The sequence below is a fragment of the Micromonospora sp. NPDC050200 genome, from assembly GCF_040656135.1.
In the GTDB taxonomy this organism is placed as follows: Bacteria; Actinomycetota; Actinomycetes; order Mycobacteriales; family Micromonosporaceae; genus Micromonospora.
The window spans coordinates 54,944-75,791 of record NZ_JBFALG010000026.1 but is presented as its reverse complement, the minus strand read 5'-3'; the positions used below and the strand labels follow the sequence as shown (position 1 = coordinate 75,791).

General features: G+C 74.8%; 16 protein-coding genes. 7 read left to right on the top strand and 9 right to left on the bottom strand.

Translation table 11 applies throughout. The features are described 5' to 3' along the window. Positions 1 to 12 precede the first annotated feature (12 nt). The 3 genes from AB0I41_RS18765 to AB0I41_RS18755 are packed head-to-tail and all read right to left on the bottom strand — an operon-like array spanning position 13 to position 1,990. Positions 13 to 642: a class I SAM-dependent methyltransferase gene (locus AB0I41_RS18765; RefSeq protein WP_357108810.1), complete on the bottom strand. Its 630-nt coding sequence runs from the start codon at positions 640 to 642 to the stop codon at positions 13 to 15. After that, positions 639 to 1,319: a DUF2064 domain-containing protein gene (locus tag AB0I41_RS18760; protein ID WP_357108807.1), complete on the bottom strand. Its 681-nt coding sequence runs from the start codon at positions 1,317 to 1,319 to the stop codon at positions 639 to 641. Before AB0I41_RS18760 ends, AB0I41_RS18765 begins: the two co-directional genes overlap by 4 nt. After that, positions 1,316 to 1,990 (bottom strand): glycosyltransferase family 2 protein, encoded by a 675-nt coding sequence (locus AB0I41_RS18755; RefSeq protein WP_357108804.1) that lies wholly within the window; start codon positions 1,988 to 1,990, stop codon positions 1,316 to 1,318. Before AB0I41_RS18755 ends, AB0I41_RS18760 begins: the two co-directional genes overlap by 4 nt. A 145-nt stretch (positions 1,991 to 2,135) precedes the next feature. On the opposite strand from AB0I41_RS18755, the gene AB0I41_RS18750 reads away from it, so the two are divergent. Further along, on the top strand, positions 2,136 to 3,641 hold the full coding sequence (locus tag AB0I41_RS18750; RefSeq protein ID WP_357108801.1) for a hypothetical protein: 1,506 nt from the start codon (positions 2,136 to 2,138) through the stop codon (positions 3,639 to 3,641). Positions 3,642 to 3,795: 154 nt separating this feature from the next. On the opposite strand, the gene AB0I41_RS18745 is transcribed toward AB0I41_RS18750, so the two are convergent. Then, a complete protein-coding gene (locus tag AB0I41_RS18745; RefSeq protein ID WP_357108798.1) occupies positions 3,796 to 4,857 on the bottom strand; it encodes an NAD-dependent epimerase/dehydratase family protein in 1,062 nt (353 codons plus the stop codon). Between the two features lie 356 nt (positions 4,858 to 5,213). Here AB0I41_RS18745 and AB0I41_RS18740 point away from each other — a divergent pair, with 356 nt between their 5' ends. Together AB0I41_RS18740 and AB0I41_RS18735 are read left to right on the top strand one after the other, a co-directional pair. Further along, positions 5,214 to 6,494, top strand: a complete 1,281-nt coding sequence (locus AB0I41_RS18740) for a molybdopterin-dependent oxidoreductase (RefSeq protein WP_357108879.1) — start codon at positions 5,214 to 5,216, stop codon at positions 6,492 to 6,494. Next, positions 6,487 to 6,930 (top strand): hypothetical protein, encoded by a 444-nt coding sequence (locus AB0I41_RS18735; protein ID WP_357108795.1) that lies wholly within the window; start codon positions 6,487 to 6,489, stop codon positions 6,928 to 6,930. The genes AB0I41_RS18740 and AB0I41_RS18735 overlap by 8 nt, the downstream gene beginning before the upstream one ends. A 58-nt stretch (positions 6,931 to 6,988) precedes the next feature. On the opposite strand, the gene AB0I41_RS18730 is transcribed toward AB0I41_RS18735, so the two are convergent. Then, positions 6,989 to 8,389 carry a cation:dicarboxylase symporter family transporter gene (locus tag AB0I41_RS18730; RefSeq protein ID WP_357108793.1) on the bottom strand — a complete coding sequence of 467 codons (1,401 nt, stop codon included), beginning with the start codon at positions 8,387 to 8,389 and terminating at the stop codon, positions 6,989 to 6,991. Positions 8,390 to 8,491: 102 nt separating this feature from the next. On the opposite strand from AB0I41_RS18730, the gene AB0I41_RS18725 reads away from it, so the two are divergent. Beyond that, a complete protein-coding gene (locus AB0I41_RS18725) occupies positions 8,492 to 10,081 on the top strand; it encodes a sensor histidine kinase (RefSeq protein WP_357108790.1) in 1,590 nt (529 codons plus the stop codon). Then, on the top strand, positions 10,078 to 10,758 hold the full coding sequence (locus AB0I41_RS18720) for a response regulator (RefSeq protein WP_357108787.1): 681 nt from the start codon (positions 10,078 to 10,080) through the stop codon (positions 10,756 to 10,758). Before AB0I41_RS18725 ends, AB0I41_RS18720 begins: the two co-directional genes overlap by 4 nt. Before the next feature lie 10 nt (positions 10,759 to 10,768). On the opposite strand, the gene AB0I41_RS18715 is transcribed toward AB0I41_RS18720, so the two are convergent. Beyond that, positions 10,769 to 11,206, bottom strand: coding sequence for a DUF4395 domain-containing protein (locus AB0I41_RS18715; protein ID WP_357108784.1), 438 nt, complete (start codon positions 11,204 to 11,206; stop codon positions 10,769 to 10,771). A gap of 143 nt (positions 11,207 to 11,349) precedes the next feature. Further along, positions 11,350 to 11,799 carry a thioredoxin family protein gene (locus AB0I41_RS18710; protein ID WP_357108781.1) on the bottom strand — a complete coding sequence of 150 codons (450 nt, stop codon included), beginning with the start codon at positions 11,797 to 11,799 and terminating at the stop codon, positions 11,350 to 11,352. A 171-nt stretch (positions 11,800 to 11,970) separates the two neighbouring features. Here AB0I41_RS18710 and AB0I41_RS18705 point away from each other — a divergent pair, with 171 nt between their 5' ends. Continuing rightward, positions 11,971 to 13,320 (top strand): SWIM zinc finger family protein, encoded by a 1,350-nt coding sequence (locus AB0I41_RS18705; RefSeq protein WP_357108778.1) that lies wholly within the window; start codon positions 11,971 to 11,973, stop codon positions 13,318 to 13,320. Beyond that, positions 13,317 to 15,854, top strand: a complete 2,538-nt coding sequence (locus tag AB0I41_RS18700) for a DUF6493 family protein (RefSeq protein WP_357108775.1) — start codon at positions 13,317 to 13,319, stop codon at positions 15,852 to 15,854. Before AB0I41_RS18705 ends, AB0I41_RS18700 begins: the two co-directional genes overlap by 4 nt. A 61-nt stretch (positions 15,855 to 15,915) precedes the next feature. Here AB0I41_RS18700 and AB0I41_RS18695 read toward each other — a convergent pair whose 3' ends face one another. After that, entirely contained in the window at positions 15,916 to 16,992 is a 1,077-nt protein-coding gene (locus tag AB0I41_RS18695; RefSeq protein WP_357108773.1) for a PIN domain-containing protein, read from the bottom strand. A 150-nt stretch (positions 16,993 to 17,142) separates the two neighbouring features. After that, positions 17,143 to 20,793 (bottom strand): discoidin domain-containing protein, encoded by a 3,651-nt coding sequence (locus AB0I41_RS18690; protein WP_357108770.1) that lies wholly within the window; start codon positions 20,791 to 20,793, stop codon positions 17,143 to 17,145. Between the last annotated feature and the right edge of the window lie 55 nt (positions 20,794 to 20,848).

The window sequence follows — 20,848 nt, the reverse complement described above, 5'->3', positions numbered from 1 at the left end:
CGGTGCCACGCCCTACGCCGTGACCAGTTCGGCGAACCAGCGCCAGCCCCGGCGGAACACCTCGCGGACGACCAGCCCCGCCGACGCGGCCGTGTCGGGCACCGCCCGGGTGTCCAGACGCGCCCACTGGAAGGTCGGGCCCCGGTCCCGCCCGGAGAGCACGTGGACCTGTCCCTGCCAGACGCCCGTGCCCGGCGGGTCGAGTTCGACCAGGACGGTGCCCCTGGCGTCAAGCAGCGCTCGGCACCGGCGCAGCAGCGCTACCGGGTCGCCGCCGATGCCGATGTTGCCGTCGAACAGCACGACGTGGGCCCACCGGCCCTCCGCCGGCAGCGGGTCGAACAGGTCGGCCTGCACGGCCACCGCGCCCCGGGCCCGGGTCAGGGCGACCGCCCGGGCCGAGACGTCGACGCCGAGGGTGGTCAGCCCGGCCTGGGTAAGCGCCACGGTGAGCCGCCCGGGCCCGCAGCCCAGGTCCAGCGTCGGGCCGGCGCACCGCGCGATCACCGCCTCGGTCGCCGACTCGGCCGGCCCGTGCCACCGGTCCACCGGCAGCCGGATGCGGAACCCGTCGGGGTGCACCAACCAGTGGGCCTCGGCCTGCCCGCCGCGCAGGGCTGCGGCGAAGCTGTCGGCGGTCACCGCCAGCCCCCCACGACCAGGCCGCGCCGCAGCGCGGCGACCTCCCGGGCGAACCGACCGCCGGGGACGGCCGCCGCGACCGCGACCGCGTCGGCCCAGTCGTCCACGTCCCGCAGCATCGGCAGCGGCGCGACCCGCAGGCCGCGCCCGGCGAGCGCCGCCCATGTGAGCCGGCCGGTGTCGGGGGTGGACGTCGGCACCGCGCGCAGCGCGGCCCCGTGCCGGGGCTCGCGCAGGCCCAGCCCCCACCAGCCGCCGTCGGCGGCCCGGCCCAGCACCGCGTCCGTGCCGGCGAGCCGGCGTACGGCCCCGGCCAGCCGCGCCGGGGTGAGCTGCGGGGTGTCCATGCCGATCTGGAACACCGACCGGCCGGGGTACGCGTCCGCCACGTCGGCGTGGGCGTGCGCGAGCCGCGCGGCGAGGTCGGCGCCCCGCTGCGCCAGCACCGGCCAGCCGGTGGTCGCGGCGGCCAGCCCGACCGGGTCGACGGCGTCGGTGATCCGCCCGGCCAGGGCCAGCACCGGGGTCACGCCGGGGGTGGCGCGAACCGCGTCGAGGGTGTCGAGCAGGGCGGCGGCGGCGATCCGGGCCGCCTGCTCCGGCGTGGCGGGCGGGCAGAGCCGGGTCTTCACCGCGCCGGGCACGGGCGCCTTGGCGACCACCAGCAGCACGCTCACCGGGGGCCTTCCACGCTGCGCAGCACGGCGGCGAAGTCCCGGGTGGCGCGCAGGGTGCCGCGGACCGAACCGGAGACCTTGGAGCGGGTGCCCGCGGCGCGCGGTGCGTACGCGACGTCGAGTTCGTGGATGCGCCAGCCCGCGGCGGCGGCCCGGATCAGCAGCTCCAGGGGGTAGCCGAAGGCCCGGTCGGTGACGCCGAGACCCAGCAGCGCCTCGCGCCGGGCCACCCGGATCGGGCTGAGGTCGCGCAGCGGCACGCCCCGGTGCCGCAGCAGCGCGGCGACCAGCGCCGTGCCGGCCCGGGCGTGCCAGGGCCAGACCCCGACGCGGACCGGCCGGCGGCGACCGACGGCCAGGTCGGCGATCCCCTCGGCGACCGGGGCGACCAGGGCGGGCAGCTCCCCGGGGGCGAAGGAGCCGTCGGCGTCCAGGACGCAGACCAGCTCCGTCTCGGCGGCCTCGATCCCGGTGTGCACGGCCGCCCCGTATCCCCGGCGGGACTCGTGCACCACCCGGGCGCCGTGTCGGGCGGCCACCTCGGGCGAGCCGTCCCGGGAGCCGTTGTCCACCACGATCGCCCGGTATCCGGGCGGCAGCGCGGTCAGCACGCCGGGCAGGGCGGCGGCCTCGTCCAGGCACGGCAGCACCACGTCGATCTGTGTCGGCATACCGCCGACGCTAGGTCCGCACGGGGCCGCGCGCGCCGCGTTCGGCCTTACGGAACGCTTACCGAGCAGGCATTTCTTACCGTCCGGTGACGTACCCGTGGTTCGGCTGACAGATGCGCGGGGCAACCCGTACCGTCCGGTCGACATGAGACCCGGTGCCACGCTCCCCCGCTCGCCCGCCCCCGACCGCGTCCCGGCCCGCGACCGGGGCGACCTGGTCGTGCTGGGCGTCGAGGCGGCGCTGCTGGCCGCCGCGGTGGCCGTCGGCGCGGTGCTCAACCACCGGGGTGTGGGCCTGCACGCCGACGCCGCGCCGCTCTACGCCACCTGGCGGCCGCACCTGGGCTGGGGCACCCCGGCCGCGCTGCTGGTCGCCGCCGCCGTGCTCGGCCCCGGGCTGCGCTGGGCCCGGACCGCCCGGTGGGGCCCGCTGCTGTGCGCCGGCTACCTGGCGGCGGTGGCCTGGACGCTCGCCCTGGCGCTGGTGGACGGCTGGTCGGCGGGGCTGACCCGGCGGCTCACCCCGCAGGCGGAGTACCTGCGGGAGGTGCCCGGGGTGACCGACGTCCGGGGGATGCTGGCCGGCTTCACCGACCGGATCCTCGACTTCCAGCCGGACTCGTGGTCCACCCACACCGCCGGCCACCCGCCGGGCGCCCTGCTGGTGTTCGTCGGGCTGGACCGGGTCGGCCTGGGCGGCGGGACGGCGGCGGCGCTGGCCTGCGTCCTGGTCGGGGCGAGCGTGGCCGTGTCCGTGCCGGTCGCCCTGGGGGCGCTGGGCGCCGGCGAGGCGGCCCGGACGGTGCTGCCGTTCCTGGTGCTGCTGCCGGGGGCGGTCTGGGTGGGCGCCTCCGCCGACGGCGTCTTCGCCGGCGTGGTCGCCGCCGGCCTGGCCCTGCTGGCGGTACGGGGACCCGCGACCGCGCTGGCCGGCGGGCTGCTGCTCGGCTTCGCGCTGCACCTGTCGTACGGCTTCGTGCTGGTCGGGCCGCTGGCCCTGGCCGTGCTGGCGCTGCGGCCGACACGTCGGCGGGGCGCGCTGCTCGCCGGGGCGGCCGGGGTGGCCACGGTGGTGGCCGCGTTCGCCCTCGCCGGCTTCCACTGGTGGCAGGGGTACGACCGGGTGGTGGAGCGCTACTACCAGGGCTGGGCGGCCGACCGCCCGTACGGCTACTGGGTCTGGGCCAACCTGGCGGCGCTGCTGCTCTCGGCCGGGCCGGTGGCCGGGCCGGCGCTGCGCCGCGCGCTGCTGGCGGCCCGGGCGGGCTGGCGGGCCGCGGCGCGGGCCGGGATCGGTCCGTCGGGGCGGGCCGCGTTCGCAGCGGCCGGTGGTCCCGGGTCGGGCGGTCCCGGGTCGGGTGACGGTCGGCCGCTCGGCGGCCTGGTCGGGCACCGCCGGCTGGTCGCGCTCGCGTCGCGGGTGCGGGGGCTCGGGCCGACCGTGCTGCTGCCGGGGGCCGCCGCGCTGGCGGTGATCGGCGCCGACCTGTCCGGGATGAGCAAGGCCGAGGTGGAGCGGATCTGGCTGCCGTTCGCGGTCTGGCTGCTGGTCGCCGCCGCGCACCTGCCCGCGCCGGCCCGTCGCTGGTGGCTGGCCGGGCAGGCGCTCACCGCCCTGGCCGTCAACCACCTGCTCCTCACCGTCTCCTGACCCGCAGGCTGGCTACGGACGGACGGTAGCGCCCCCGCAGCCGGACGCAGGTACGAGCGATATGCCTCACAGGCATATCGCTCAACAGACCTACGTCCGGTGCGGGGCGACACGCCCGGGCCGGCCGCCGGCAGAGGACCCGGGCCCCGCTCGGTCAGACGGCCACGGCGGCGGGTTCGCGCAGTGGGTCGCTGGCGAAGGCGGTCACCCCGTCGACGAAACCGACCCGGGCGGTGTAGCCGAGCAGCTCGCGCGCGCGGCCGGGGTCGGCGACCACGTGCCGCACGTCCGCGGCCCGCGCCCCGCCGACCACCACCGGCGCCGGCCCGCCCATCGCCGCCGCCAGCGCGGCGGCCAGGTCGCCGACGGTGTGCGGCTCGCCGGAGCAGACGTTCACCGGCACCAGGCCGTCCGGGGCCGGCGCGGCCAGCGCCAGCAGGTTCGCCCGCGCCACGTCGGTGACGTGCACGAAGTCGCGCCGCTGCCGGCCGTCCTCGTAGACCCGGGGCGGCCGGCCGTCCGCCAGCGCGGACCGGAAGATCGAGGCGACCCCGGCGTACGGGGTGTCGCGGGGCATCCGGGGACCGTAGACGTTGTGGTAGCGCAGCGCCCACACCCCGCCCCCGGTCTGCCGGGCCCAGGCGGCGGCCAGGTGCTCCTGCGCCAGCTTGCTGGCCGCGTACGTGCTGCGCGGCTCCAGCGGGGCGTCCTCGGGCACCAGCGCGGGGGCGAGGGTGCCGGCGCAGTCCGGGCAGGTGGGGTCGTACCGGCCAGCGGCCAGGTCGGCATCGCGGCGCGGGGCGGGCCGGACGACGCCGTGCCGGGCGCAGGTGTAGCGCCCCTCGCCGTAGACCACCATCGAACTGGCCAGCACCAGCCGGGACACGCCGGCCCGGTGCATCGCGGCGAGCAGCACCGCCGTGCCGTAGTCGTTGTGGCTGGCGTAGTCGGGAGCGTCCGACGGGTCCAGCCCGTGCCCGACCATCGCCGCCTGGTGGCAGACCGCGTCGACCCCGGCCAGCAGGTCGTCGAGCAGCCCCGGGTCCCGGACGTCGCCGACCACCGGGTCGTGCCGGCGGGACCACTCGGGCAGCGCGCCCCCGTGCGCCTGCGGCAGCAACGCGTCCAGGCACACGACCCGGTGCCCCTCGGCGACGAGCAGGTCCGCGACCTGCGATCCGATGAACCCGGCCGCGCCGGTGACCAGTACCCGCATTCCCGTCACGCTAGGTCAGTCCGCCGTCCCGGCGGGCCGGTTCGGGCCGGACGTCAGCACTCCGTAAGGGACGGACGGTAAGCCATCGGTAATGCGGCAAAGCCGTTCGGCGGGCGGCGTCGCCGTCTAGCGTCCTGCACAGGGCCCGCCACGCCCGGCCCGCCCGAGCACTCTCGCCGCAGGAGGAACCCGTGCCCGCCGATCCGCCGCCACCGCCCGGCGGCCCGACGCCCGACCGGGACGGGCCAGGGCGGGCGTCCGACCGGTCCGGGCCGTCCGGCGCGCGGCGTCGACCCTCCGCCGCCGGGCCGTCCACCGGCACGACCGCCCCCCACGGGTACGCCTACCCGGCACGGCTGTGGCGGGCGCTGGACCGGCACCGCCCGCCCGGCGTCGACGCCACCGCCGACGCCTGGCGCAGCCCGGTGCGCGGTCCCTGGTTGACCTCCGTGCTCGGCGCCGTCCTGCTCGCCACCCTGCCGCTGGTGTTCGTCACCGGCCTGCTGGACTGGATCGCCTACGGCCCCCGTTTCGGTCAGGCGTTCCCGCCGGACGTGGGTTGGCTGCACCCGCCCGTGTTCGCCTGGCCGACCCGACCGGCCTGGCTGTTCCGGCTCACCCAGGGCCTGCACGTGACGCTCGGCATCGTGCTGGTCCCGGTGGTGCTGACCAAGCTCTGGTCGGTGGTGCCGAAGCTCTTCGACTGGCCGCCGGCCCGTTCGGTGGCGCAGGTGCTGGAGCGGCTGTCGCTGGTGCTGCTGGTCGGGGGGATCCTCTTCGAGATCGCCACCGGCCTGCTCAACATCCAGTACGCGTACCTGTTCGGGTTCGACTTCTACACCGCGCACTGGTACGGCGCGTGGGTCTTCACCGCCGCCCTGGTCACCCACGTCGCGATCAAGCTGCCCCGGATGGTCACCGCGCTGCGCGGTCCGGGCTTCGCGCGTACCCCCATGATCGACACCCGGCCGGAGCCGCCGGATCCGGACGGCCTGGTGTCCCGGCGGCCCGGGCCGGCGACGATGAGCCGGCGCGGGGTGCTGGCCCTGGCCGGCGGCGGCGCGCTGCTGCTGGCCGCGCTGACCGTCGGGCAGACCCTGGACGGGGTGCTGCGCCGCACCGCCCTGCTGCTGCCCCGGGGCGGGCAGCCCGGCACCGGGCCGAACGGCTTCCAGGTCAACCGCAGCGCCGCCGCGGCCGGCATCCAGCCGGCCGACACCGGGGCGGGCTGGCGGCTGACCCTGCGCGGTGGCGGCCGCACCGTCGAACTGGACCGGGCCGGGCTGCTCGCGATGGCTCAGCACACCGTGGACCTGCCGATCGCCTGCGTGGAGGGCTGGTCGACGGAACAGACCTGGACCGGAGTGCGGCTGCGCGACCTGGCCGCCCTGGTCGGCGCGCCCGAGGCGGCCTCGGCGCAGGTCCGGTCGCTGGAACGAGCCGGCCTGTTCCGCCAGGCCCGGCTGCAGGCCAACCAGGTCCGCGACCCGGACTCGCTGCTCGCCCTACGGGTCAACGGGGCCGACCTCTCCCTCGACCACGGCCATCCAGCGCGGGTCATCGTGCCGGCGCTGCCCGGCGTGCACTGCACCAAGTGGGTCCGGGAGATCACCTTCGAGGGACGGGACGATGGCTGATTTCCGGCGCGGCTACGGCGCCGCGCCCTGGCACCTGCTGCTCCTGCTCGGCTGCTTCGCGGTGACGGGCTGGATCGTGCTGCGACTGTCCGGGGAACCGGCCGCGGTTCGGATGCTGCTCTGGTTCCTCGGCGCGGTCATCGCCCACGACCTGGTCCTGTTCCCGGTCTACGCCCTGGCCGACCGGACGCTGCGGGCCGGTGCGGGCCGCCGGGGCACCCCGTCGGCGCTGAACCACGTGCGGCTGCCCGCGCTCGCCGCCGGGCTGCTCCTGCTCGTCTACCTGCCCAGCATCCTCGGGCTCGGCGACGGCACGTACACGGCGGCGACCGGCCTGACCCCCCGGCCGCTGCTGGCCCGCTGGCTGGCGGTGAGCGGAGGGCTCTTCGCGGTCAGCGCGGCGCTGTACGCGCTGCGTCGGTGGCGGCACCGCTGAGCGGAAGGCGCGGCGGGCCGCCCCGCTGCCGGGACGGCCCGTCGTGTGCGCGAGGCGGTCAGTGGCCGACCCGCGCCGGCTCGGCCGCCGGCGTCGCGGTGGCCGCCCGCTCGCCGGCGGTCGGGGCATCGCCCGCGCCGTGGTCGTCGTCGACCATGGTGCTCTCGTCGAAAGGGCGCTCGCCGGCCAGCACCGCCCGAGCCTGCTCGCGGTCGAACTCGCGGGTCCAGGTGCCGACCAGCACGGTGGCGACCGCGTTGCCGGCGAAGTTGGTCAGCGCCCGCGCCTCGGACATGAACCGGTCGATGCCGACGATCAACCCGACGCCGTCGACCAGGTCCGGCCGGTGCGACTGGAGCCCACCGGCCAGCGTGGCCAGGCCGGCGCCGGTCACGCCGGCGGCGCCCTTCGAGGCGATGATCATGAAGACCAGCAGCGACACCTGCTCGCCGACCGACAGCGGGTTCCCCATCGCCGAGGCGATGAAGAGCGAGGCCATGGTCAGGTAGATCGCGGTGCCGTCGAGGTTGAACGAGTAGCCGGTCGGCACGGTGATGCCGACGACCGGACGGCTGATGCCCAGGTGCTCCATCTTGGCGATCAGCCGGGGCAGCGCCGACTCCGAGGAGGAGGTCGAGACGATCAGCAGGAACTCCCGGCCCAGGTACCGCAGCAGCGAGAAGATCGAGACCCGGGCGACCAGCCGGAGCAGCAGGCCGAGCACCACCACGACGAAGATCAGGCAGGTGGCGTAGAAGCCGAGCATGATCTGGGCCAGGCTCTTCAGCGCGTCCACGCCGGTCGCACCGACCACCGCGGCGATGGCACCGAACGCGCCGATCGGCGCCACCCACATGATCATGGCCAGCACCTTGAACACCAGCCGCTGGATCACGCCGACGGCGCGCAGCACCGGTTCGCCCCGGCTACCCATGCCCTGCACCGCGAAGCCGACCAGCAGGGCGACCAGCAGCGTCTGGAGCACCTCCCCACCGGTCAGCGAGGAGAGCAGCGAGGTCGGGATGACGCCGAGGAGGAAGTCGACGGTGCCCTCGCTGGCCCCGCCGGCCGCCTTCTGCCCCGCCCCGGCCAACTCGGAGTTGAGATGAAGGCCCGCGCCGGGGTGGATCAGGTTCCCGACGACCAGCCCGATCACCAGCGCGACCGTGGACATGATCAGGAAGTAGCCGAGCGCGAGGCCGCCGACCTTGCCGACCTTGGCCGCCTGCCGGACCGAGCCGACGCCGAGCACGATGGTGCAGAAGATGATCGGACTGATCATCATCTTGATCAGGGCCACGAACCCGGTGCCGATGGGCTTGAGCTCCTTGGCGAACTCCGGGGCGACGAAGCCGACGACGATGCCAGCGAGGACCGCGACGATCACCGCGAGGTACAGGTAGTGGGTGCGGTCCCGGCGGGACGGCACGGCAGGTGTGCTGGTGGTGGGGGTCTGCATGGGTGAGACTGTGGTCCAGGTCTCAACCGGAAGCAGCCTTGCGTTCATTCTGTTCACCGACGTGAAGTGTCGACGAAACGACGACCTGATCCGAGGGGGGACATGACCACACGGAAGTGGAGCATCGCCGGGCAGCTCTTCGCCCTGCAGGCGCTGGTGGTCACCCTGCTCGTCGCCGCGGGCGCGGTCGGCGCCGCGTTGCTCGCCCGCGCCGACGCCCGGGAGGCCGCCACGGACGAGGTGCTCGCGGTGGCCGAGACGGTCGCCCGGGCGCCCGAGGTCGGCGCCGCGCTGCGCGCCCCCGACCCGGCGGCCGCCCTCCAGCCGTACGCCGAATCGGTGCGGAAGGGGACGGGCACCAACTTCGTGGTGGTGATGGCCCCGGACCGGACGCGCTACTCCCACCCCGACCCGGCCCGGATCGGCCAGCCCTTCATCGGCGAGATCGGCCCGGCCCTGACCGGCCGCCCCTACACCGTGGTCAACACCGGCACCCTCGGCGAGTCGGTGCGCGCCGTGGTCCCGGTACGTGGCCCGGACGGCACGGTCACCGGGCTGGTGTCGGTCGGCATCACCACCGAGTCGATCAACCAGAAACTGCTGGGCCGGGCGCCCGTCCTGCTCGCCGTCACCGGGCTGGTGCTGGCCCTGGCCGGGCTGAGTTCCTGGCTGCTCAGCCGGCGGCTGCGACGGCAGACCCACGGCCTCGGTCCGGCCCAGATGACCCGGATGTACGAGTACTACGACGCCGTCCTGCACTCGGTCGGCGAAGGCCTGGTGGTGGTCGACGCCGACGGACGGATCGCGTTGATCAACGACGAGGGACGCCGTCTCCTCGGGGTCGACGCGGACGCGCCGCTGGTCGACCAGCCGCTCGCCGGGCTGGACCTGCCCCCGGCCCTGGTCGAGCTGGCCGCCTCCGGTCGGGCGGCGCACGACGAGCTGTTCCTCAGCGCCGACCGGTCGCTGGTCGCCAACCAGCGTCCGACCGCGCTCGACGGCCGCGCCCAGGGCAGCGTGCTGACCCTGCGCGACCACACCGAGCTGCGCGCGCTCAGCAGCGAGCTGGACTCCGTGCGCGGGCTCACCGAGGCGCTGCGGTCCCAGGCGCACGAGGCCGCGAACCGCCTGCACACCGTGCTCACCCTGGTCGAGCTGGGACGCGCCGACGAGGCCGTCCGACTGGCCACCGAAGAACTGGCCCTGGCCCAGCAGCTGACCGACCAGGTGGTCGGGGCGATCGCCGAGCCGGCCCTCGCCGCGCTGCTGCTCGGCAAGTCCGCCCAGGCGGCCGAGCGGGGCGTCGAGCTCCGCGTCGACTCGGACTCCCGGCTCGACGTGGGCACCCTGCCCACCGCCGACCTGCTGACAGTGGTGGGCAACCTGGTCGACAACGCCCTGGAGGCCGTCGCCACGGCGGAAGCACCCCGACGGGTACGCGTCCGGGTGACCGAGGGGAACGGCGAGGTGGTCGTCGAGGTGGGTGACAACGGGCCCGGGCTGCCCCCGGACCAGGTCGCCGACGCGTTCCGCCGCGGCTGGTCGACCAAGCGCGAAGGCCGGGGTCTCGGGCTGGCCCTGGTCGGGCAGGTCATCGCCCGGCACGGCGGCCGGTACGAGGTGGGCCCCGCCCCGGGAGGCGGCAGCGTCTTCCGCATCCAGCTGCCGCTCACCCTCGGGACGCGGGCGTGAGCGACGAGATCCGGGTGCTGGTCGTCGAGGACGAGGAGCTGATCGCGCAGGCGCACCGCGCGTACACCGAGCGGATCCCGGGATTCCTGGTGGTGGCGGTGGCGCACACGGCCCGCGCGGCGATGTCCGTGCTGCGCTCAGGCGACCGGGTGGACCTGGTGCTGCTCGACTTCAACCTGCCGGACATGCACGGGCTGGACGTGTGCCGGGCGATGCGCGCGGCGGGCAGCTCCGCCGACGTTCTCGCGGTCACCTCGGTCCGGGACCTGAGCATGGTGCGCGCGGCGGTCGCCCTCGGGGTGACCCACTACCTGCTCAAGCCGTTCACCTTCGCCGCGTTCCGGGACAAGCTCGAGCGGTACGCCGCGTACCGGGCGCAGGCGTCGGCCGGTGGCGCGGTGGCGGCCCAGCACGAGGTGGACCGGATGCTCGCCACCCTGCGCGGCACCGCGCCGGACACGCTGCCCAAGGGGCTCGTCGCGCCGACCCTCGACGCGGTGCTGGACGCGCTGCGCAGCCGGCCCGGCCAGTCGGCGTCAGAGGTCGCGGAGCGGACGGGCATGTCCCGGGTCACCGCCCGGCGCTACCTGGAACACCTCGCCGACGCCGGCCGGGTGACCCGAAGCCCCCGCTACGGCACGCCCGGACGCCCGGAGGTCGAGTACCGCCCGACGTGACCCGGCCGGGTCAGGAACCCGTCGGCACCCGGGCGGCGAGCGGCCGGCCGGTCAGCCGACGCAGCGCCAGGTACGCCTCGCATCCGAGGCAGATGTCGAAGGCCACGTTGAGGAACGCGGCGGCCAGCGCCGCACCGGTGGCCGCCACCCCGAGTGCTGGTACGCCGACCAGGTGCCCGACCACCGCGACCAGCGTGAAGACCAGGCCGACGAACTGCGCGAAGCGCACCGGGGCGGTCGGTTCGAGTTCGGTGGGCGGGTCCAGCCGGGGCGCCACGACCGCCCGGTGGAAGAGCCCGTACGGGCCGAGGCGTGGGCTCGCGGCGGTCAGCGCGAAGACGGCCGCCTGGGCGAGCAGCACCGGCACGGAGCCGGTGATCAGCGCGGCGGAGAGGACGACGGTGGTGACGGCCGTGGCGAACCGGGGCGCGCGAGGGTCGAGCAGCATGAGGGGGTTCCGTTCGGCGACGAGGGGCGGCCTGTCCGGGCGACGCGCGGGGCGAGGACGTCAGGCGGAGCGGAAGGGCGGACAGAGGCTGGCCGACAAGCCGCCGTGATCCACCGTCCGCCGGCGGGTCAACGCCACGCCGGTCATCGCCCGGCCCCGGCGAGCAGCGGCCCCAGCGCCTCGGTCAACTCGTCCCGCGCCGGAACGCCGGAGACGCACCGCACGACCCATCCGGTGTTGTCGAGCATCAGCACGGTGGGGGTACGCCAGACGTCGAGCGCGCGCACCGGGTCGAGGTGCCGCTCGGCGTCGACCTCCAGCAGGTGGACGCCCGGGGTGTCGGCCGCGACCTGCTCCAGGATGCGGCGGGTGGCCCGGCAGGGGGCGCAGACCGCAGACGAGAACTGCACCAGCGTGACCTCGCCGGGGCGCACGCCGAGGGCGGCGAGGGTGGCGGTGTCCGCGCCGGCGGCCCCGGCCGCCTCGGCGGTCGGACGCAACCGGCCGTCGCATCGCCGACGCCACCCGCCGAAGACGGAGGCGGCCACCAGCACGGCCACCACCAGCACAACGCCGGTCAACGACACGCGCACCGCTCCAGCCTGCCACACGCCCTGGTGGGCGGCCACGGTTGTCCGGCCGACCCGCGCCATCGACGATCGCGGAGTTCCCGCAGGTTGCGCTGGTGCCCCTCCGTTCCTGCGCCGGCATCCGGCTGCCGGCCGGGGACACCGTGTCGGGGGTCACTCGTACGGTGTGCAGCCGTGAACGCCCTTCAGACGTACCGCTACCTCCAGCCGTCCACGCTGCACCGGGGTGCCCTGGCGCTACAGACCAGCGGCGGGCCCGCGACCAACCCGCGGTTCTTCTCGGGTTTCCTGACGACTCCGCAGGCGGCGGCCGCGGGGCTGCTGGCGGTCGCTGAGGTCGCCCGGACCCGGTACCACCAGCCGGTCAGCCCGGCGAGCCTCGATCCCGTGGTCACCGGCAGCCGGGACCGGATGCGCTTCGAGTCGTTCTCTGGCTGCTGCGGGGTGTACGCGCGCCTGGACGTCGTGCCGGCCGGTTTCGACGGCGACATCGTCGAGCACGGCACCACCAACGTCGACGTGAACGCACCACTGCGGGAGGCGCTGGCCCGGGTGGGCGGCCTCGACCCGCTGCACCTGTCGGTGGGGCCGGACGACCTGACCGTGTCCACCCTCGACGGCCCGGTGGTGGAGAAGAAGGTGCCGCTGCCCGGGCGTTGGCTGCGGGGTTTCGCCGAGGTCCACCTGATCGCCGCGGCCATGGCACCCAGGGCGGAGATCCCGGCGGCGGAGGCGGTCGCCTTCCTGCGCCGGCTGCCGGCGGGCAACGACCGGTCGGTGCTCTGGGTGGTGCCGGCCGGGCGCTCACTGCGGCTGACCTCGCGCCCGCTGCCCGGCGCGGTGTGCCTGGCCGGCGCCGGACGGCTGACCACGCTGCGTGCGCTGCTCCGGTACGCGAAGACCCTGCGGGTGTACGGGCCACCGGCGGCGGCCGGGTCCCCGCCGCTGCCGAGCGTGTGGCAGCTCGACACCGGCGCGCTGCGGCTGTCGCTGACCCTGTCGCCGGAGCCCTACCGAGGTTTCTCCGGCGAGGGCGGCGCGCTGACCGCGCTCGCCACGGACGACGTCGCCGACGACGCCGCGCTGGTCGGCGCGCTGCTGTCCTGGGACCCGACGATCGACGTCCACGCGCTGGCCGCCTCGGCGGCGATCCCGGCGGACCGGGTCCGGTCCGCGCTGACCCAACTGGGCACCGCCGGCCGGGTCGGCTTCGACGTGGCCGAGGCGGCGTACTTCCACCGGGTGCTGCCGTACGACGCCGGCCGGGCCGAACGGGACAACCCCCGGCTGGTCGGGGCGCGGGCGCTGGTCGACGCGGGCGCGGTCACGCTCGACGGCGAGGCGGCGACCGTACGCCACGGTGACGAGGTCTACCGGGTCCGTCGCCGGCCGGATGGCTCGTACACCTGCTCCTGCCCCTGGTGGGCGCGGCACCGCGGTCAGCGCGGGCCCTGCAAGCACGCGCTCGCCACGACGATGGTGGGCACGTCGACGGTGACCGCGCCGGTGGAGGTCGGGGCATGACGGATCCGTTCGAGTTCCTGGTCCGGGGCGATGTCGACGCGGCCGTCGCCGCGGTCACCGGCCTCGACGACGAGCGGCGGCGGCAGTTCGCCGACGGGCTGGTGGCCCACGTGCGCCGACGGCGCGACAACTGGTGGTGGAACGACGAGGCGACGGCCCTGGCGGTGGCCGCGGTCGGCTGCCTGCCCACCGCGGCGAGAGCGGCCGAGCTGCTGGGCCGCCGGAACGTGTCGCTGCGGGCCACCGACGCGGGCCCGGTGGTCCAGGTCGCGCGGACGCGCGGGGTGACCTGGCTGCCCGAGCTGGCGTACCGGTTGGCGGACCGGCTCGACAAGGCGAACCCCGGGTCCGGCTGGGGATTCGTCGCGGATCTCCTCACCGCCGAGAAGGTCGCGCCACCCACCGGCGACCGGTTCGTGGAGGGCTGGCTCGGCCGGATGGCGTGGCCGCCGGAGTCGCAGCGGCGGATTCCGCTGGTCGACCGGCTCCGGGCGGACCCGTTCCTCGATCCGCTGGTGCCCCGCCTGTTCGAGGTGGACGGCGCCGGGGCACGGATGATCTTCGACGAGTTCATGACCGACGAGAAGCTCGCCCTGCCGCGCGCGCTGGCGCGGCTGGCCGGCGAAGGTCGCCTCGACCGGACGACGCTGCTGGACGGCTGCCTGAGCCGGTTGCTGCGCGGCGACCGGCCGGGCGCGTTGCGCGCGTTCGTCGCCCTGCACACCCTGCTGGAGCCCACCGCCGCGGAGACCGACCGGCGGCGCGGTGACTACCTGCGCCTGCTGGCTGACGCCCCCGGGTCCATCGCGTCGATGGCCCAGAAGACGCTGCGGGCTGTCGACGGCTTGGAGATCGAGGGCCTGCTCGACGCGTCCCGGGCCGTCCTCGTCCGGCCCGACAAGGCGCTGGTACGCGCTCAGCTCGGCTGGCTCGACCAGCTCGCCCGCCGGCACCCCGACCGGGTGGCGGAGATCGCGGCGGTCATCGCGACGGCGGGCGACCACCCGGCGGCGGACGTCCGCGACCGGGCCTGCACGCTGGCCGCCCGGCACGGGCACGTGGTCGCCCCGCCGGTCGTGGTCGGCACGGTGGGCGACGACCTGCCGCCACCGGCCGGCCCGCTGCCCGCGCTACCGGCGATCACCGACCCGGACGAGCTGGCTGAGGAGGTGGCCGCCCTGCTCGGCGGCCCCACGACGGCGTCCGGTCTGGAACGGGTGCTCGATGCCGTGGTCCGGCTGGCCAGCCTCGACCGGCCCCGGCTGGGCGACGCCCTGGCCCCGGTGCTGCGCCGCCATCGCGGCGGCGCGCAGGAGCACTCCTGGGATCCGTGCTGCCTGTGCGGTCTCCTCGCCGGGGTGCTGCACGCGGCGGCCGACCCGGTCGAGGGGGGCGTCCGGCGGGGACGGTGGGCCGCGATGCTGGCGGCGTTCCGGCGCCGGACGCCGGGCGGACCGTCCGCCGATCCGCGGGTGCCACCGCCGCACCGGCTGCTGCGCGCCCGGCTGGCCGAGATCGGTGACCGGGTCGGCCCGCCCCACCACCCTGGCCTGCTCGCGGCCCCGACCGCGGCCAACGGCGTCATCGACCCGGAGGCGTTGTACGACCGGCTGGCCCGACTCGGCGAGCGCGGCGCGTGGGAGGTGGACCTGACGCAGGCCCTGCTGCGGCTGCCCGCGCGCGTCGACGAACCGCTCGCGGCCAGGGCGGCGGCGCTCGGCACGCCCGCCGGGGACCGGCTCGCCGGGTGGCTGCGCGCCGGCGGCCTGCCGACCCCGGACCAGCGGGTGGTCACGCTGCCCCGCCGCGAACGCCGACCGGCCTACGACTGGGGATACGACCACCTGCCCCGGCAGCGGACGCACGTGCGGGTCAGCCCGCCGGACGGCGCCGACGACCCGTTCGGCCTGCTGACCGTGCCGGCCGGATCCGTCGACAGCCACATCGGCGGCGCGGCCCTGCTCTGGCCGGCCGTGCTGCCCGGCTACCGGGGACTGGTCGCGGCGTACGCACTGCCCGACATCGCCAGCGGCGCCGACCAGGACCTGCCCGGCGCCGCCGCGATCCTGCCGCTGCTCGCCGAGAGCGGCGGGGACGGCGGCCCCGCCGTCGACCTCGCCCTCGCGTACGGCCTGGGCGCCCGGCAGGAGTCCGACCGGGTCGCCACCCTCGACGCCCTCCTGATGTTGGCCGCCGCCGGCGACCTGGACGCCCCCGCGGTCGGGGCCCACCTCGGCACCCTCGCCGCCGTCGGTGACCTCACGCTCACCCGCACCCTCCAACCGCTGCGCGACGCGGCCGCCGCCGGTGCCCCGCTGAGCACCTGGCGACTGCTCGCCGCCGCGTTGCCCGCGCTGCTCGCGGCGCCGAAGACCCCGCGTGGCACCCCGGATCTGCTGACGCTGACGGCGGAGACGGCGGGCACGACCGGCGCCCGGATCGAGGTGCCCGGGCTGGCCGAGGTCGCCGCGCGCGGCGGGTCGAGCCGGCTGGTCACCGAGGCGCGGCGCCTGACCGCCGCGCTCGACCGGTGACCGGGGTGCCGGTGGGAGGCGGGCCGGCGGCTGGGGCTGCCGCTGCGCTGAGCCCGTTGCGTCAGGAAGCCTGCGGGGTGAGCAGATAGTCGTCGGCCTCGGCGTTCCACTCCAGGTGAACGACGCCGCTGGTGGCGGCCGCCTTGCAGAACTGGAGGAAGCTGCGGTAGCCGAGCTTCTTCTCGCTGAAGTCGGGCCGCGCCCGCCGGAGCTGGTTCTTGAGGCCGGACAGCGCCACCGCGCCGTCGCTGCCGGCCAACTCCTGGACCACGGTGCGGAGAAGCCCGAACGCCTCCTCCCGGTCACCGTGTTCGGGCAGGGAGACCTCGGGGTCGCCCTTGGCGGGGCCCTCCGCCAGCTCGACGACGTTCTGCTTGGCAAGGTGGCGCAGCAGTTCACCGAAGGTGCGGAACCCGTAGTCGGACTCGCTGAAGGTCGGGTCCTTCCTGAGCAGGGTGCGCTTCAACGTCGAGGCGGTCACCGCACCGCTGGAGCTGCCCTGCAGGCCCGCCACGGTCTGGGCCACGAGGACCGCGAGGGTGTCCACGTCCCGGGCCGGTTCCTCCGCCGCGGCCTGGGGCTCCGGTTCCTGCTCCACCTGCTGCGGCTCGGGGCTGGGCAGCCGCGCCGGGCGGCCACGCCGGGCCCGGGTCGGTGGGATGTCCACCCCCTCCAGGCGGTCGTAGTAGAGGAACTCGTCGCAGGCGGGCGGGAGCAGCGCCGACGTGGACTTCTCCACCCCGACGCCGATCACGCGCTTGTTGAGCTCGCGAAGCTTGTGAACCAGCGGGGTGAAGTCGCTGTCGCCGGTGCAGATCACGAACGTCGAGATGTAGTCGCGCTCGAAGGCCAGTTCCACCGCGTCGACCGCCATCTTGATGTCGGCGGCGTTCTTGCGGGAGGCGCCCATGCGCTGGGGTATCTCGATGAGTTCGACGTGGGACCGGGTGAGCATCCGGCGGTCCTCGTCGAAGTACGACCAGTCCGCGTACGCCCGGCGCACGACCACCCGGCCCCGCTCGGCGAGGGCGTCGGCGATGGGACGGAAGTCGAAGGCCATGCCGCCGCGATGGTCGCGCGCGCCCAGCGCGAGGTTCTCGTAGTCGAGGAACAGGGCGATGCGATCTTCGTGATCCACGCAGGTCAGCCTACGCCCGGTGCCCGGCCGGGCACCGCCGACGTCGCGCGGCGCGCCCGACCCGCTGACGTCCGTCGTGGCGGCGTCCCTGGCCGGACGCCGCCGGACGGCGGTGAGCCCTCCGACGGCGTCCGGTTTCCGGTACGACGGTCAGTTCCGGTTGATGGTGAAGGTGGAGGTGGTGTTCTTGATGTCCTGGTAGTTGTCGCTCAACCGCAGGTTGGTGAAGGTGACCGAGCCGACCGCCGGCCCCTGGCCGGCCTCCGGCATCTCGTTGACCCAGATGCCGAAGCCGGACTTGGCGTCGAACGCGTCACCGCTCCTGCGCGCCCCGCTGATCGAGACGTTGGTGAAGACGGTGTCGGTGATCGGGTACTGCGGCTGCCCACCGACGTAGTTGGTCTGGAACATGATGCCGCTGTAGGTCGGGTCGACGATGTCCACGTCGCTGACCCGGATGCCCTGGAACACCTTCGAGGCGGAGAAGACCCAGATCGCCGGGAAGGTCTGCGAGCCCCAGAAGTGCCCGCCGGCCCGGACGATGGAGATGTTCTCGAACCGGGTGGGCGGGTCGGCGCCGAAGCCGTTCATCGGGTAGCCGAAGTCCAGCGAGCTGATCGTGATGCCCGAGTAGACCAACGTGTCGGCGATGTAGATGTTGCGGAACGTGTTGCCGTAGCCGCCGTAGACGGCCACCCCGGCGGCCCGCCAGGTCAGGATCGATGTCAGGTTCTCGTAGACGTTGTCCTTCATGTCGGCGCCACCGGCATCGATCGCCGAGAAGAGCGCGAAGCTGTCGTCGCCGGTCGCCCGCGCCTCGTTGTTGCTGACCAGGTTGTTGGTGCTGCCGTTGGTCATGTTGACGCCGTCGGCGAACAGGTTGCGGATCCGGGAGTTCTTGATCGTCACGTAGTCGGTGTTGGCGCCCCAGTAGAGGCAGACCTGGTGCTCCGCCCAGACGTTGTCGATCATCATGTTGGTCACGTTGGCGAAGTCGAACACCTTGCCCGGCCCGTCGATGCGGGAGGTGTAGTTGCCGAAGTAGGCGAAGCCGGAGAAGGTCGAGCCGTTGGCCGTGCCGTCCGCCCGGAAGCCGATGTCGGTGTTCTCCTGGCCGGAGGGCGCGGCGAACCGGGTGTACCAGGGGCCGGCGCCGATCACCTTGACCGCCTTGCCGTACACCTGGAACTTCTGCGCCGTCGAGTACGTGCCCGCCGGCAGGTACACCCCGAGCGCCGTGCTGCTCTGCCGGGCGGCGTCCAGCGCGTTCTGCACGTCCTGGTGAGTGAAGCCGGCTGGCACCAGGTAGCGGGCCGGGTCCGGGTTGGCGATCGGCGCGACCTGCTCGGTGTTGATGAAGTCGATCGCGTACGTGGTGGTGTTGGCCGGGTCCTTCTGGAGCCGGATCCTGCTGCCCGCCGGCACCGTCGAGTTGAGCATGACGTTGGCCTCGTCGTAGATGTGCCGCGGTCCGCCCGCGCCCGGCGAGTTGCCGGGGCTGGTCTCGTTGCCGTACAGCCAGGCGTACCGGGAGGTGAGGTCGATGGCCTTGTGGAAGGTGCCGTTGACGTAGATGTTCAGCGTCGAGTTGATGCCGCCGCCGCCCGCCGCGTCCGGGATGGAGAAGCGGGTGACCAGGGTGTTGGTGCTGGCCCGGGTGGTGAACTCGACGTAGCTGCCGGTGGTGTTGAGGGTGACCGCCCGCCGCCCGGACGCCTCGCCGGCCAGGTCGCCGACGGTCCGGTTCGGCCCGACCACGGCCGCGCCGCCGCCGACCACGCCGTCCTCGGCCTCGTACATGTCGTACGGCAGGTTGGCGCCGCGCCCGACGAAGAGCGGCTTGTCGCTGGTGTTGTTCTGCTGCTTGACCGGCAGCTCGTTGGCGTCGACCGCGAGCGCCACCCGGACGGTGTACCGGCCGTTCACCGCGGTCCAGGTGCCCAGGTTGACCGGGCCGGCCGTGGCCCCGGCGTTGATCACCCCGGAGTACGAGCCGGTCAGCGTGCGCACCGCGGTGCCGGCGTCGTTGAGCACGGTCAGCGTTATGCCGTGCGCGCCGGACGCCGAGGCGACACTGCCCGCGTTGCGCAGCGTCACGGAGAAGCTGACCGTGTTGCCCGCCGCCGGGTTGCCGGGCGTCCAGTCGACCGCCGAGGCAACCAGGTCCGAGCTGGCCACCGGGTTCACCACCAGTGGGGACGGGCTGGTGTAGCTGTTGTTCGTCTCGTCCTGCTCGATGACCGTGTCGCTCTCGTCGACCTTGGCGCTCAGCGGGTAGCTGCCCGCCGCGCGGGTGCCGATGTTCGCGGTGACCGTGGTCGACGCGCCGGCCGCCAGGCCGGCGACCGAGGCGGTGCCGACCCGCACGCCACCCAGGTACAGGTTGACGCTGGTGGCCGCGGAGGCCGCCGTCCCGGCGTTGCGGACGGTGGCGGAGAGGGTGATCCCGTCGGCCTCGGTGGGGTTGGCCGGGCTGGCCGACAGGGCGGTGACGGTCAGGTCCGGATTGGCCGCCGGGGTGCCGATCACCTGGAACTCGGCCACCTGGCCGCCGGGCGCGCCGGAGTTGGCGGTGAAGGTGAGCCGCAGGTCGGCGGCGGTCGCGGAGACTGGAATTGTCACCGTGTTGCCGGACGCCGGGTTGAAGGTGTAGCTGGCCGCGCCGACCAGGCTGGTGAACGAGCCGGCGCTCTGCTCCCGGCCGAGCACCTGCACCGTCTGGTTACGGGTGCCCCAGACCGCGTCCGGGTTCAGCTTGAGCACCACGGAGCTGACGTCGGCGTTCGCCCCGAGCTGCACGGTCAGCGTGCCCGGGTAGCCGGCGCTCTCCCAGTAGGTGGCCGTGTTGTTGTCGTTGGCGTTGGTCGCCACGTAGGTGTGCACGTACGACGAGGCGGTGATCGGCTTGCCGACCGCGAGGTTGGTGCCGCCGCTGCCGCTGCCGGTGCGGGTCACCGTGTTGCTGTTCGCCGACTGGTTGCCGGCGGCGTCCTTCGCCCGCACGTAGTAGGAGACGGTGGCGCTGACCGGCTGGTTGTCGGTGAAGGTCAACACGTTGCCGGCGACGCTGCCGCGCAGGGCGTTGTTGGCGTAGACGTCGTAGCCGGTCACCCCCACGTTGTCGGTGGCGGCGTTCCAGGTCAGCTTGATCTGCCCACTGACCGGCTCGGTGTACGCCAGGTTGCCGGGCGCGGTCGGGGCCTGGGTGTCCCCGCTCGCCGTGCCGTACACCTCGAACTCGGAGACCTGCCCCGCCGGCCAGCCGGTGTTGCCGGTGATGTTCAGCCGGACGTACCGGGTGCTGGCGGCGGGGAAGGTGATGGTCACCGTGTTGCCGGTGGCCGGGTCGAAGGTGTAGCCGGCGGACGACTTCAGGTTGGTGAAGGTGCCGCCGTCGGTGCTGCCCTGCACGGTCAGCGTCTGGGTGCGGGTCTGCCAGGCGGCGGCCGGGGGCAGCTTCAGCACCACCCGGTCGACGGAGACGGTGGCGCCGAGGTCGCCCTGGATCCACTGCGGAAAGGCGTTGTTGGCGCTCTCCCAGTAGGTGTCAGGGTTGCCGTCGTTGGCGTTGGCCGGGCCGTACGTCTGGGTGAAGCTGCTGGCGGTCATGGTGGCGGAGATTCCGGCGAGGGCCGCCGCGGACGCCGGGGCCGGCGCGGCGCCCCGGGCGGCGGCGGGCTTGGCGGGGGCCGCCGCCGCCGGGGCCGGCAGGCCGCCGCCGGAGACCAGCAGTCCGGTGGTGAGCAGGCCGGCGATCAGCCACCGGCCGGGGGTACGTCGTCTCGTGCGCTGTCCGGGCATGGCGGAGCTGCACCTTCTCTCGGGGGTGGTGGTGCCGCCGACGGGCGGGGGTGCC

Excerpts from the sequence above, each read along its gene's own strand:
- AB0I41_RS18730 (WP_357108793.1), bottom strand. The coding sequence starts at position 8,389 with ATGCAGACCCCCACCACCAGCACACCTGCCGTGCCGTCCCGCCGGGAC.
- AB0I41_RS18735 (WP_357108795.1), top strand. The coding sequence starts at position 6,487 with ATGGCTGATTTCCGGCGCGGCTACGGCGCCGCGCCCTGGCACCTGCTG.
- AB0I41_RS18755 (WP_357108804.1), bottom strand. The coding sequence starts at position 1,990 with ATGCCGACACAGATCGACGTGGTGCTGCCGTGCCTGGACGAGGCCGCC.
- AB0I41_RS18750 (WP_357108801.1), top strand. The coding sequence starts at position 2,136 with ATGAGACCCGGTGCCACGCTCCCCCGCTCGCCCGCCCCCGACCGCGTC.
- AB0I41_RS18725 (WP_357108790.1), top strand. The coding sequence starts at position 8,492 with ATGACCACACGGAAGTGGAGCATCGCCGGGCAGCTCTTCGCCCTGCAG.
- AB0I41_RS18700 (WP_357108775.1), top strand. The coding sequence starts at position 13,317 with ATGACGGATCCGTTCGAGTTCCTGGTCCGGGGCGATGTCGACGCGGCC.
- AB0I41_RS18745 (WP_357108798.1), bottom strand. The coding sequence starts at position 4,857 with ATGCGGGTACTGGTCACCGGCGCGGCCGGGTTCATCGGATCGCAGGTC.
- AB0I41_RS18690 (WP_357108770.1), bottom strand. The coding sequence starts at position 20,793 with ATGCCCGGACAGCGCACGAGACGACGTACCCCCGGCCGGTGGCTGATC.
- AB0I41_RS18715 (WP_357108784.1), bottom strand. The coding sequence starts at position 11,206 with ATGCTGCTCGACCCTCGCGCGCCCCGGTTCGCCACGGCCGTCACCACC.